This is a genomic window from Brevibacterium aurantiacum, from assembly GCF_003932995.1.
Taxonomy (GTDB): Bacteria; Actinomycetota; Actinomycetes; order Actinomycetales; family Brevibacteriaceae; genus Brevibacterium; species Brevibacterium aurantiacum.
Map to the genome: position 1 here is coordinate 34,630 of NZ_CP025333.1, position 11,829 is coordinate 46,458.

Here is an 11,829-nt window from a genome sequence, read left to right on the forward strand (position 1 = left end):
GCCCCTGACCAATAGAATGGTGTCATGCCATCTCTGACTTCGCTTCTCAACGATCGTTTCGCACTCGCCCTCGAACAGTCCTTCGGCGAGGACTTCAAGCGACGCGACCCCGTGATCAGGAGCAGCCAGTTCGCTGATTTTCAGGCGAATGTGGCTCTGCCCCTGGCCAAGGAGCTGAAGTCCAAACCGCGCGACATCGCGAACACGATCGTTGGCAACCTGGACCTCGCCGACATCTGCGAGACCCCCGAGATCTCGGGCCCCGGCTTCATCAACCTCACCTTCACCTCCGACTTCCTGGCATCGACCCTCAACCAGGGCACCGCCGCCGAGGCTGTGGCTGAGACACCTGCGACAGCCGAGGGGGCGACATCCGAGGGTGCGGCCGCTGCCGGTCAGCGCGTCGTCATCGACTACTCGGCACCCAACGTCGCCAAGGAGATGCACGTCGGTCACCTGCGGACCACCGTCGTCGGCGATGCGCTCGCCCGCACGCACGAATTCCTCGGCAACACCGTCGTGCGCCAGAACCACATCGGCGACTGGGGCACTCCGTTCGGCATGCTCATCGAACACCTCCTCGACGTCGGCATCGAATCCGAGACGGCCCAGGACATCTCGGCCAACCCGAACGCCTTCTACCAGGCAGCGCGTGCGAAGTTCGACAGCGACGAGGCCTTCGCCACCCGCGCCCGCGCCCGGGTGGTCGAACTGCAGGGCGGTGACAAGCAGACCCTTGAACTGTGGGAGCGGCTCGTCGGTTTCTCCAAGACCTACTTCAACCACATCTACTCACTCCTCGACGTCACCCTGACCGATGACGACCTCGCAGGTGAGAGCATCTACAACGACGATCTCGCCGCGGTCTGCCAGGAACTCGAGGACGCGGGCCTGGCGCGCATCAGCGACGGCGCCCTGTGTGTCTTCCCCGAAGGCTTCACCGGCCGTGAGGGCGAACCGCTGCCGCTCATCATCCGCAAGTCCGACGGCGGCTACGGCTACGCCACGACGGACCTCGCGGCTGTTCGCCACCGCGTGCGCAACCTCAATGCCGACCGTGTCCTCTATGTCGTCGGCACCCCGCAGGCTATGCACTTCGAGATGGTCTTCTCCATCGCTCGGGCCGCCGGCTGGCTGCCCGAGGGCGTCGAATTCGAGCACGTGAAGATCGGCAATGTGCTCGGCGACGACGGCAAGATCCTGCGTACGCGCAGCGGAGCTCCGGTGCGTCTGGCCGAGCTCCTCGACGAGGCTGTCGCCCGCGCGAAGGCCACCCTCCAGGAGTCGAACGTCGAGTTCGATGCTGAGGAGGAGGCCCTAGTGGCCAAGACCGTGGGCATCGGAGCCGTGAAGTACGCCGACCTCTCCGTCGCCCACGACACCAGCTACACCTTCGACCTCGACCGCATGCTCGTGCCCATCGGCAACACCGCCCCCTACCTGCAGTACGCCGGTGCACGGATCCGATCGATCCTGCGCAAGGCGGAAGGGGATGCGTTCACGGCCGCGCCGATCCACCTCGGCGAGGCTGCCGAACGTGACCTGGGGCTGGCGCTTCTCGGGTTCTCCGATGTCGTCGCCGAGGTGGTGGCCGGTTCCGCGCCGCACCGACTGTGCACGTACCTCTTCGACCTCGCCCAGTCGTTCACATCGTTTTATGAGCAGTGCCCGGTTCTCATCGCAGAAACCGCCGAGGTGCGCGATTCTCGGCTGCGCCTGAGCCAGACCGTCCTCGAGGTGCTCGAAGCCGGACTCGGAGTCCTGGGCATCCGCGTGCCCGAGCGCATGTGAACCAGCCTGACCCCTCCGTCGCCCGGCGGATGCTGCCGTGGATGGTCGTGGGCATCGTCGTCCTGGCGATCAACCTGCGGGCACCGATCATCGCACCGACGGCCGTCCTCGGCGACATCCAGGACGATACGGGACTGAGCGCGGCCGGGGTGGGCCTCCTCACGGGCCTGCCGGTGCTGCTGTTCGCCCTCGTCACGCCTGTGGCGGGCAAAGCCATCGGCCGGTTCGGCGCCGAGGCGGCCGTGCTGTCCTGTCTCACCGGTGTGCTGCTGGGAACGGTGCTGCGCTCGCTCGGGCCGCCCTGGCTCGTGCTCGTGGGCACCGGAATCATCGGCTTCGCCATCACTCTGGGCAATATCGCGGTCCCGGTGATCATCCGGCGCGAGGTCCCCTGGAGCCAGGTGTCGATGGTGACCGGCCTGTATTCGGCCACCATGAATGTCGGGTCCATGATCACCCTCCTCGGCACCGGTCCCTTGGCTGCAGCCGTCGGATGGCGGTGGGCCGTGGCCATCTGGGGCGGCATGGCCGTGCTCGGACTCGCCTACTGGCTGTTCGCGATCCGGCTGCGGATCCGACGCAACGCGATCGTCGCAGCCGCGGCCGAAACGCCGCCGACGCCCGCACCCACACCGGAACGTCGCCCGTGGCGGGAGGCCCCGCCCGAATTCCGCGCCATCATCGCACTGCTCGTGGTCACCTTCAGCGGACAGTCGATCGCCTACTACACGACCACGACGTGGCTGCCGTCGATCCTGGCAGACACCGGAGGGCTGAGCGCGACAGCCTCGGGTGGCACCGCCTCGCTGTTCCAGATCGCGGCCATCCTCGGCGCATTCGGAGTGCCGCTGCTGGCGGCCCGCACCAAACCGTGGGTGCCGGTGGCGATTATCGCCGCACTGTGGCTCTCGCTGCCTGTCGGACTGCTGCTGGCTCCCAGCTCGTTCGTGCTGTGGTCGATCACCGGCGGAATCGCCCAGGGCGGCGGATTCACCGCGATCTTCTCCATCATCGCCCGTACCGCCGGAAGTGACCGGGAGACGGCTTCGGCTTCGGCCCGGGTGCAGGGAGGCGGCTACCTCGCAGCCACCCTGGCTCCGCCGTTCGCGGGCTGGCTGGGCAATGTCACCGATGGGTGGACGGCCCCGATCCTGCTCATCCTCGCCGCGACTCTGGCGTTCACGATCACCGGTCTGCTGGCGGTTCGGATCTCCGGGCGTTTCCGGGGCGGCGGACCGGCCACGAGGCGTGAAGTTCTGGATGAATGACGAACGGCTCCCGTCGTCGAGGTTCGCTCACTTCAATCAGTGAGCACCTCGACGACGGGAGCCGTTCGATCTGTCTGCGCCGGTCAGCTGACCAGCTAGTCAGAACAGATCAGTGCTTGGCGTTCTTGTCCTCGGCTGTTTCGGCCGCTGACTTCGAATCCTCTGCAGGCTTGACGACGCTGGCCGGCGTTGCCTGGGTTCCCTTGGCCTCGGTTGCAGGCTTCGGGGTCGGTGCCGTCGTGGTGGCCGCTGCGGCGGTCTTCGACTCAGGCACTGCCGTCTGCGATACCTCGGGTGCTGTTCCCTGGCGTGAAGCCGGGGTCGAGCCCACCGGACGGGCATCCTGCGGACGGTTGTTGGGCAGCGGCGTCGACCATGGGTCCTCGACCGGCTGCGCCTTCTTCCAGACGTAGTAGCCGATTCCGGCTGCCGAGCCGATGACCAGGGTCCACACGACTGCGGCCTTGCCACCACCGGACTTGCGAGCGGTGTCCTTCTGAATCCGCTTGCCGGCGTTCGTCAGGGCCTTGCGGGCCTTCTTCACTGCCTTCTTGTCACCGGTCAGGCGCACAGCGAGGTCGTCGACCAGCTGAGGGGTTTCGACGGCGGCCAGCGAGTTGGCGGCATTGGACGCGAACTTGCCGGCACGTTCTGTGGCCTCGGGGCGGTAGGCATCGAGCTTGTCTGCCCAGGCGTGAACCTGCTCATTCGCCCTGTCGGCGAATGCTTCGACCTGCGGACGTGCCTTGACGGCAAGACCTTCGGCCCGATCGGCAAGTGCTTCAACCTGAGGGCGTGCCTTCTCTGCAAGGGCCTCGACCTGAGGGCGTGCCTTGTCAGCGGCTTCGCGGAGCTTTGGACTTGCGGCCCCGCTGGCATCGGCCAGGACTCGGAGTGACGTCTTCTTCGCGGAATCGAGCTTCGAAGTGAACGGATCTCGAGCTGACTTCTTCGACATGAACATTCCCAATCCTCTTTGTCGGGGTCAATTGATCAGTCTCAGTCTACGGCCTAGGCGCAAGCCGCTGGTCACCAGGGCGTCATGAAATTGTCTGCAGAAACGCTGACAGAGTCCGCAATCCGAGCCACGGGAATCTGCATTAGCCGTGAGGGCGTGGAAGAATGGACCTATGACTACAGCTTCTACGCATACAGCAGTCCTGCACACCAACCACGGTGACATCACCATCAGCCTCTTCGGCAATCACGCGCCGAAGACTGTTGCCAACTTCGTGGAACTGGCCAAAGGTGAGCGTGAGTTCACCGATCCCGCCACCGGCGAACCCACCAAGCGTCCCTTCTACGACGGTCTCAACTTCCACCGCATCATCGCGGACTTCATGATCCAGGGCGGCTGCCCGCTGGGCACCGGTACCGGCGGACCCGGCTACACCTTCGACGACGAGATCCACCCGGAGCTCCAGTTCGACCGCAAGTACCTGTTGGCCATGGCCAACGCTGGCAAGCAGATGGGACGCGGCACCAACGGGTCGCAGTTCTTCATCACCACCGCCGAGACCCCATGGCTCAACGGCAAGCACACCATCTTCGGCGAGGTGGCCGACGAAGCCTCACAGAAGGTTGTCGACGAGATCAACAACGTTCGCACCGCAGCCATGGACAAGCCAGTGGAGCCAGTCGTTCTCGAATCGGTCGAGATCAGCGCCTGAGACCGCTTCACCGGTGAGCAGCAGACTTCGAGTGCGGAGTACTGAGACTCACTGAACTGAGTACCATGGTGTGATGGACACACCGCAGGAGGGCTCGGCCCGGGAGACCGGCCGGGCCCCTTCTGTGTCTCCACCCCTTGTCACGAGCATCATCATGATCCTCACCGGCGTGGTCTTCCTGGCCCAGCTGCTGCCCAGCCTGGACTTGGTCCATCGACTCAGCTTCGTTCCCGCACTCGTGCTCGAACAGCCCTGGCGGGTCCTGAGCGTGGCGCTGGTGCACGAACAGCCCTCGCCGTTCCATCTCCTGGCCAACATGATCGGCCTGTTCTTCTTCGGATCCTTCATCGAGCGTGCCTTGGGCCGCTGGAGGTTCCTCACCATCTATCTGCTCGGCACGGTGGGCGGATCAGTCATGGTCCTCGTCCTCGCCAAGCCGTTCACGGTGGATTGGGTGACGAACAACATCGGCGCCTCCGGTGCGGTCTTCGCCATCGTCGGCGTCCTGCTGGTGCCGACGCAGAAGCTGGATCGCAACATCACCGGCGTCGTGCTGTTCGTAGCACTCAACTTCGGATACGGATTCCTCGTCGCAGGAGTGTCTTGGCAGGCCCACCTCGGCGGGCTCATTGCGGGCTTCGTGCTCGGGTGCGGTGCTCTTCTCGTACCGAAGAAGCAGTCGACGCTGGTGTTCGTGCTGACAGCCGTCGGTCTGCTGCTGGCGATGCTTGTCGCCGGGGCCTGGAGGATCAACGACGCTTGGCAGATTGCTGCGATGTGATGGGCACCGAGCGCCGCAGCATCCACGGTGTCGACCACGGGTGATAGGCGGCTCTCAGGCTTATATCAGACTTCCGTCGAAAATTGGCACCTGCGGGGCTCGAATTTACTTGTCCACAACCTTTATCCACATGGTGGATAACTTACATAGGTGTATTTTCCCTGGTCACAAGCTCAAAATAAGTTATGCACAAGCGACGCACCCGGCTTGGGTATAACTTCGACCCTGTGGACAAAGGCGATGGCGAGGCGATCACGAGGCGATCACGAGGCGATTGAAACGTCAATATCGGGTCCTCGACACAACCGCAGATGAGCCGCTTGCCAGCATGGTGCGGGTGCGCGAGTGCACCCATTGCGCGATCGAATAACGGGCGCTGCGTCGACTATCGGGATTACGCACCCGTGCGTCGACACAACGCCCGTTATTCGTGAAGCGGCTTGCTGACTACCGCCAGCGCGTGGACATGATCAGCCCCGCGACAAAGAAGGCGAAGCCGATGAGGATGTTCCAGTTGCCCCACGCCTCGACCGGGAACGCTCCCTGCGAGATGTAGAAGGTCACGAGCCAGACCAGGCCGATGACCAGGAGGCCGATGAGCACCGGCAGGAACCAGCGTGGGTTCGGCTTGATCGTCTGCTGACCGGACTGCGAGGTGTATGAGGCGGTCTTGCGGCCCTGGGGGCGCTTGGCCGGATTGCCCGAACGCGAGGTGCGCTTGGCTGAGGAGCCCTTGGCGGACGAACCCTTGGCCGCGGCCTTGGAGGACTCGCTCTTCTTCTTCGAGGACTTGCTGTCCTTCTCGTGCTTGTCGACTTTGGCCGCCTTGGCAGACTTCTCAGACTTCGTGGCCGTCTTCGAGTCCTCGGCTGAGTCGTCGGCGTCGGCCTCATCAGCATCGGAATCATCGACGTCAACAGCGTCGTCGGCATCGAGGTCGGCGGACTTGTCGCTGTCCTTGGCGTCAACCTTCTTGGCCCCGGCTCCGGCGCTCTTCGGCGCGGACTCCTTGTCCGCGGCAGTCGTGGCGGCGGTGGACTTCTCGTCTGCATCAGCATCGTCGGCAACCACATCGGAGGCGTCCGAGGAATCATCCAAGTCGAGGAGATCGCCGTCGAGACGCTCGTCCTTCGGATCCTCGGCCTGCACGGTCTGGGGATCCTCGACTGCCTCGACATCGTCGTTCGACTGGGCCTTGGTTTCGACCTTGGCCTTCGACGAGTTGCGAGAAGTGCGCTGAGGGCGCTGGGTCCGTCCGTTGGACTTGGCCACGAGTACTCCTTTTACGGCCGACCGTTGCTGGGGTCACCGATTGATGTATAGGGACAATCGCACATCAGTCTACTCGTGACATCCGGCAGTTTTAAAAACTCCAACTACCCTGAGAACGACCTGTTTGTGCAGTTTCATACGATAAAGTGCAATACGGTGTCCCCGCTTGTCCTTTGGGCAAGCCCCGGATTCGAAACATTAGGCACGGTGCAGCAGTGGTGAATAGTCCCTCCTCGGGTAACGAATCAGACGCGGATGCGTCATCGCGACCCACTATTCGTCCTGCTCAGAGGCAGAACTCCTCCCATCACCCGGCTCACGACCAGTACCCCGCTCAGGGCGGGTACCGCGGACGCGAAGCCAGCCCGGCCACAGAACCCATGAGCACCGCACCCGAGCTTGGCGGGGGCCAGAACTCCGGAGCAGGTTCGCATCCCGGGACGGGCTCACAGGCAGGAACCGATCAGCCACTTCCCAGTCGCCGTGAACTTCGGCGCCGCGAAGCCGAAGCGGCCGCGGCCAACGGTGCCCCGACTGCCGTCTACTCCGACGCCCCGCCCGCGTACACCGACTCCACCCAGGTGCAGCAGCCGGTCAGCAGTGAAACGAACCCCAACCTCGGCGCCTATGCGGGTGCGGCCGTTGCGGGCTACAGCGCACCCGGCGAGGGCAGTCGTCGCACCAATCGGCGGAGGCAGAAACCGGAGCGGGAGCCCTTGGGCCCCGTTCGCGGCACCATCCGCACCTTCGGCGAGCTCTGCATCACGGCCGGAATGGTCCTCATCCTGTTCGTGGTCTGGCAGCTGTGGTGGACCGATATCGAGGCCAACCGGGACAACGAGCAGCTCGCCGACAAGTTGGCCCAGGACTGGCAGAACCAGGATCCCAACGAGCTTCCCGATGACCCGGACGAACCTGTCGTGGCGGATCCGGTGGAGAAGAACAGCGCGTTCGGAATCTTCTACATTCCACGTTTCGGCGATGACTACTACCGCACCGTCGCCGAGGGTGTCGATCTCGAACCCGTCCTCAACCGGATGGGCGTGGGCAGGTACCCGAACTCGGCGATGCCCGGAGAGGTCGGCAACTTCTCGATCGCCGGCCACCGCGTCACCTACGGCAAGCCGCTCAACCAGATCGCGCAGCTGCGCCCCGGCGATGAGATCATCGTCCAGACCAAGGACGGCTTCTACACTTACACGTTCCGCAACTTCGACATCATCCTTCCCGACGCCGTCGAGGTTCTCGCCCCGGTTCCCAACGAACCCAAGTTCAAGGGCAAGGACCGGATTCTCACGATGACGGCCTGCAACCCGATGTTCTCGGCCAGGGAGCGCTACGTCGCCTACGCCGAGCTCACCGACTGGACCCCGGCCGGCGATGGCGCCCCGGACAACATCAAGGACTCGAAGGCCTACGACAAGGTCAGCAAGAACGGTGGTGCCTGAGAATGTACGGTCTGATCTGGCGTCTGCTCCCGGGCAACTGGTTCGTCAAACTCATCTTCGCCCTCATCCTCATCGCGGCCGTGGTGCTGCTGCTCATGCAGTACGTCTTCCCGGTCGTCGCCCCCTACATGCCCTTCAACAACGCAACAGTGACTGACGGAAGCGGTGGCCAATGACAAAGATCCTCGTCGTCGACAACTACGACAGCTTCGTCTATACGCTCGTGTCCTACGTCCGTGAGCTCGGCGCCGAGACTCATGTCATCCGCAATGACGATATGACCGCCGAGGCTGTCGTGGCCCTGGCAGCCGAATACGACGGAGTCCTCCTGTCCCCAGGCCCGGGTGTGCCCGCCGAGTCGGGAGTCTGCCCGGCCCTCATCGCGTGGGCGGAGTCCTCGGGCACTCCGGTGTTCGGAGTCTGCCTGGGCCACCAGGCGCTGGGCGAGGTCTTCGGCGCCACGGTGACCCACTCGCCGGTGCTCATGCACGGCAAGACCTCCGTCATCACCCACGACAGCCAGGGCATCTTCTTCGGCTGCAAGAATCCTCTGACGGTGACCAGGTACCACTCGCTGGCAATCGTCGATGAGACGATCGACCTCGAGAAGTTCGTGGTCACGGCCCGCACCGAGGACGGCGTCGTCATGGCCATCGAACATCGTGAGCAGCCCTTGTTCGGAGTGCAGTTCCATCCGGAGTCGGTCCTCACCGAATGCGGCTACCTGATGCTGGGCAACTGGCTCGAGGTCTGCGGCATCGAGGGCGCGGCCTCACAGGCCGCGACGATGTCGCCCATGGCATCGGCGATTGCAGCGAAGTCCGTGCCGGCCGGCACACCCGCATAAGCCAGCACCGCTTCAGCCGTCGCGACAGGCATCTGCGCTCACACTCTTCCTGTGGCTCTCTCGCCGCATTAGGATCGTGAGTCACCAAGAGATCCAGCACCGCTTGCCATCCCCGGGAGACCCCGAAAGCTCGCCGAGGTGGGGCTGGGCCGGCAGGCGGAACCGAGAGGACCACTGATGCCAGAGTCGAGTTTCAACCGCACCGAGCCATTCTCCGAACTCACCGTGTTCGAGGCGTCCGAGATCCCCACGGCCGTCGTGGAGGCCAGGAACGTCGCCATGGAGGACCTTCCGGCACTCTTCGATGCCACGTTCACCGGGCTGTTTCCTACACTGCAGGAGGCCGAGATGGAGATCGCCGGTCCTGCGTTCGCACTGTACACGCGCCAGCCCAGCGACACTGTTGACCTGGAGATCGGGCTTCCGCTGACCTCGGGACTGACCCAGGCCCTGCCTCTGAGCAGGGACCTCATCGCGATCCCCTCTCAGCTGCCTGGGGGATCGATCGCAGCCATGAGTCACACCGGAGGATACGACGGCCTCGGTGAGGCCTGGGCGGTGTTCACGAAGGCTGCCGTCGATGCGGGGCACCATCCCGGGCTGCCGTTCTTCGAGGTCTACGTGACCGAACCGAACCCCGACATGGACCCCGCGGACCTGCGTACAGACCTGTTCATCACCTTGTCCTGAGGGCGGGTGCCCACACCATAGGTGGACAGGCTGGTCGTCAGTTCAACTGGTCGGTTCAGTTGGTCAGTTCAGCTGGCGCTTAAGCTGGCGGCCGGTTCAGCTGGCGTCTGAGAAACCGTCGAACAGGCCGCCCACGTCACCGGGACCCATGGAACTGTCGTCGTCCTTATTATCGTCGTTGCCGCCATTGTCGTTACCACCGTTACCGCCGGTGTCATTGCCCTCATCGTCGCTGCCACCGTCGTCAGACGGTGAGGTGGGGATTCCACCAGGGATCGACGGGATGCTCGGCGACGAAGGCTCCTCCGGTGGCTTCTTGGCAACCTTGACGGTGATCTCCGTGCCCTGCTTGACCTCGCTGCCGCCGCTGGACGACTGCTCGAAGACCTTCTTGGCCGGCTCGTCGGCGGTCTCGACTTCTTCGGTCTTGCACCCCAACTGGTAGTCATCGCCCTCAAGGATCTCGCAGGCTTCCTTTGCGGACTTGCCTGTCACATCGGGGACCTCGACCATTCCCGAGGATACGACCAGGTCGACGTTGGAATCCACATCCACCTCGGAGCCGTTGCCGGGTTTCGTCTCGATGACGACGCCCTTCTCGACGTCCGGAGAGTTCTGTGAGATGTGCGTGCCGGCCTGCAGCTTGGCGTCATTGAGGACCTTGCGAGCGCTCTCCTCAGACTTGCCGGAGACATCGGGGACCTTGACGCTCTCAGGGCCGGAGGAGATGACCAGCTTCACGACGCTGTCCTGCTCAACTCGCTGACCACCGGCGGGGTCGGTCTTGATGGCCTTGCCCTCGTCGACGTCTTCGCTGTACGCCTCATCACGGTCGACTCTCAGGCCTTGTTCGATCAGGGCGGATTCTGCCTCGTCGGCATTCATATTGGCCACGTCCGTGACCTCGACCTGGATGATGTCCGGTGGTTTGTTGATCTCGTAGACCCACAGTGCGATTGCGGCCAGAGCCAACAGCACGAAGATGCTGCCGATCCAGATCCAGGCACGTGACCGCCTCGGCGGTGGTGCTTCGTCCTGCTTGGCCATGATCGTCGACACGGCACCCGTCTCCGGGTCGACCTCGGAGTCCTGGGCGTACTGCGGGGGACCCATCATGGCCCCGGCCATCGGGAACGCCTGGGTGCGATCCATGTCGTCATCGAAGCTCAGCGGACGGCCGTCACGGGCCGCGAGAACGTCTTCACGGAAGATGTAGGCGTCCTGGTAGCGCTCGTCGCGGTCCTTGAGCAGGGAATGCATGAGGAGGCGATCGACCTCGGGGGGAACATTGGGATTGTAGAAGCTCGGAGGCTTCGGCGTCTCACCCACGTGCTGGTAGGCGACCGCGAGCTGCGAATCACCGACGAACGGGGGACGGCCTACGAGGAGCTCATAGAGCAGGCACGCCGTCGAGTACAGGTCGGAGCGGGCGTCGACGACCTCACCGCGGGCCTGTTCGGGGGACAGGTACTGGGCGGTGCCCACGACGGACTGCGTCTGGGTCAGGCCGCTGTTGTCCTTGAGCGCGCGGGCGATGCCGAAGTCCATCACCTTGATGTCACCCTCGGGGGTGAGCATGACGTTGGCGGGTTTGATGTCGCGGTGGACGATGCCGTTGCGGTGGGAGTACTCGAGCGGCGCGAGCACACCGGCGACGACGTTGAGCGCCTCGTCGATGGTCAGGGTGCCGTGTTCGTTGAGGACCTCGCGCAGGGTCTGACCCTCGACGTATTCCATGACGATGAACGGCACGGAGACGCTGGAGCCGCCGGTTTCGACGAAGTCCTCTTCGCCGGAGTCGTAGACGGCGACGATACCCGGATGGTTCAGCCCTGCGGCGGACTGAGCCTCACGCTTGAGACGTGTGTGGAACGAGGGATCGCGGGCGAGATCGGACCGCAGAAGTTTGATCGCGACGCGTCGACCGAGTCGGTTGTCGACGCCCTCGTGCACTTCTGCCATGCCCCCACGGCCGAGGAGCGCACGAACTTCGTATCGCCCCGACAGCACCTTGGGTTCATTCATTCTGGTCCTCCGCTTGGTTCACCCACGTCGTGGGAAA

At 64.0% G+C, this 11,829-nt stretch carries 11 protein-coding genes; 8 read left to right on the forward strand and 3 right to left on the reverse strand.

All coding sequences use genetic code 11. The features are described from left to right. Nucleotides 1-24 precede the first annotated feature (24 nt). Entirely contained in the window at nt 25-1,791 is a 1,767-nt protein-coding gene (gene argS / locus CXR25_RS00170; protein WP_101598030.1) for an arginine--tRNA ligase, read from the forward strand. Then, nucleotides 1,788-3,059, forward strand: a complete 1,272-nt coding sequence (locus CXR25_RS00175) for an MFS transporter (RefSeq protein ID WP_096146187.1) — start codon at nt 1,788-1,790, stop codon at nt 3,057-3,059. The genes argS and CXR25_RS00175 overlap by 4 nt, the downstream gene beginning before the upstream one ends. Nucleotides 3,060-3,168: 109 nt before the next feature. On the opposite strand, the gene CXR25_RS00180 is transcribed toward CXR25_RS00175, so the two are convergent. Beyond that, nucleotides 3,169-4,017 (reverse strand): hypothetical protein, encoded by an 849-nt coding sequence (locus CXR25_RS00180; RefSeq protein ID WP_180959194.1) that lies wholly within the window; start codon nt 4,015-4,017, stop codon nt 3,169-3,171. 172 nt (nt 4,018-4,189) lie between these two features. Here CXR25_RS00180 and CXR25_RS00185 point away from each other — a divergent pair, with 172 nt between their 5' ends. Beyond that, nucleotides 4,190-4,729: a peptidylprolyl isomerase gene (locus CXR25_RS00185; RefSeq protein WP_009884828.1), complete on the forward strand. Its 540-nt coding sequence runs from the start codon at nt 4,190-4,192 to the stop codon at nt 4,727-4,729. 73 nt (nt 4,730-4,802) lie between these two features. Then, nucleotides 4,803-5,510: a rhomboid family intramembrane serine protease gene (locus tag CXR25_RS00190; RefSeq protein WP_009884829.1), complete on the forward strand. Its 708-nt coding sequence runs from the start codon at nt 4,803-4,805 to the stop codon at nt 5,508-5,510. 447 nt (nt 5,511-5,957) lie between these two features. Here CXR25_RS00190 and CXR25_RS00195 read toward each other — a convergent pair whose 3' ends face one another. After that, complete coding sequence (locus tag CXR25_RS00195; protein WP_101598029.1) at nt 5,958-6,782, reverse strand: cell division protein CrgA; 825 nt, start codon at nt 6,780-6,782, stop codon at nt 5,958-5,960. A gap of 380 nt (nt 6,783-7,162) precedes the next feature. On the opposite strand from CXR25_RS00195, the gene CXR25_RS00200 reads away from it, so the two are divergent. The 4 genes from CXR25_RS00200 to CXR25_RS00210 all read left to right on the forward strand — a co-directional run bounded on the left by CXR25_RS00200 (nt 7,163) and on the right by CXR25_RS00210 (nt 9,767). Further along, nucleotides 7,163-8,230: a class E sortase gene (locus CXR25_RS00200; RefSeq protein WP_069599126.1), complete on the forward strand. Its 1,068-nt coding sequence runs from the start codon at nt 7,163-7,165 to the stop codon at nt 8,228-8,230. 2 nt (nt 8,231-8,232) lie between these two features. Further along, nucleotides 8,233-8,406, forward strand: coding sequence for a hypothetical protein (locus CXR25_RS18550; protein WP_009884833.1), 174 nt, complete (start codon nt 8,233-8,235; stop codon nt 8,404-8,406). Beyond that, nucleotides 8,403-9,077 (forward strand): anthranilate synthase component II, encoded by a 675-nt coding sequence (locus tag CXR25_RS00205; protein ID WP_009884834.1) that lies wholly within the window; start codon nt 8,403-8,405, stop codon nt 9,075-9,077. The genes CXR25_RS18550 and CXR25_RS00205 overlap by 4 nt, the downstream gene beginning before the upstream one ends. A 177-nt stretch (nt 9,078-9,254) precedes the next feature. Further along, nucleotides 9,255-9,767, forward strand: coding sequence for a GyrI-like domain-containing protein (locus CXR25_RS00210; RefSeq protein ID WP_069599127.1), 513 nt, complete (start codon nt 9,255-9,257; stop codon nt 9,765-9,767). A 96-nt stretch (nt 9,768-9,863) separates the two neighbouring features. On the opposite strand, the gene pknB is transcribed toward CXR25_RS00210, so the two are convergent. Beyond that, nucleotides 9,864-11,792: a Stk1 family PASTA domain-containing Ser/Thr kinase gene (gene pknB / locus CXR25_RS00215; RefSeq protein ID WP_069599128.1), complete on the reverse strand. Its 1,929-nt coding sequence runs from the start codon at nt 11,790-11,792 to the stop codon at nt 9,864-9,866. Nucleotides 11,793-11,829 lie beyond the last annotated feature (37 nt).

Excerpts from the sequence above, each read along its gene's own strand:
- argS (WP_101598030.1), top strand. The coding sequence starts at position 25 with ATGCCATCTCTGACTTCGCTTCTCAACGATCGTTTCGCACTCGCCCTC.
- CXR25_RS00205 (WP_009884834.1), top strand. The coding sequence starts at position 8,403 with ATGACAAAGATCCTCGTCGTCGACAACTACGACAGCTTCGTCTATACG.
- CXR25_RS00185 (WP_009884828.1), top strand. The coding sequence starts at position 4,190 with ATGACTACAGCTTCTACGCATACAGCAGTCCTGCACACCAACCACGGT.
- pknB (WP_069599128.1), bottom strand. The coding sequence starts at position 11,792 with ATGAATGAACCCAAGGTGCTGTCGGGGCGATACGAAGTTCGTGCGCTC.
- CXR25_RS00180 (WP_180959194.1), bottom strand. The coding sequence starts at position 4,017 with ATGTCGAAGAAGTCAGCTCGAGATCCGTTCACTTCGAAGCTCGATTCC.
- CXR25_RS00190 (WP_009884829.1), top strand. The coding sequence starts at position 4,803 with ATGGACACACCGCAGGAGGGCTCGGCCCGGGAGACCGGCCGGGCCCCT.
- CXR25_RS18550 (WP_009884833.1), top strand. The coding sequence starts at position 8,233 with ATGTACGGTCTGATCTGGCGTCTGCTCCCGGGCAACTGGTTCGTCAAA.
- CXR25_RS00210 (WP_069599127.1), top strand. The coding sequence starts at position 9,255 with ATGCCAGAGTCGAGTTTCAACCGCACCGAGCCATTCTCCGAACTCACC.
- CXR25_RS00200 (WP_069599126.1), top strand. The coding sequence starts at position 7,163 with ATGAGCACCGCACCCGAGCTTGGCGGGGGCCAGAACTCCGGAGCAGGT.